The sequence below is a fragment of the Secundilactobacillus mixtipabuli genome, from assembly GCF_002217925.1.
GTDB classification, from domain to species: domain Bacteria; phylum Bacillota; class Bacilli; order Lactobacillales; family Lactobacillaceae; genus Secundilactobacillus; species Secundilactobacillus mixtipabuli.
On sequence record NZ_BCMF01000081.1, the window covers coordinates 1 to 236 of the forward strand.

Here is a 236-nt window from a genome sequence, read left to right on the forward strand (position 1 = left end):
TTCACCTTTCCCTCACGGTACTGGTTCACTATCGGTCACTAGGGAGTATTTAGCCTTGGGAGATGGTCCTCCCGGATTCCGACCAGGTTTCACGTGTCTGGCCGTACTCAGGATCCTAAACTGAGGGCAGTAAATTTCGTCTACGGGGCTATCACCCGCTCTGGCCGGTCTTCCCAAACCGTTCGACTATCTGCTGCTTTGGTAACTCAAATGTTCAGTCCTACAACCCCAGGAAG

Annotated in this window: 1 rRNA gene; it reads right to left on the minus strand. The window is 52.5% G+C overall.

The annotated features are described in order from the left end of the window. A 23S ribosomal RNA gene (locus IWT5_RS12090) occupies positions 1-236 on the minus strand; the annotation flags it as partial.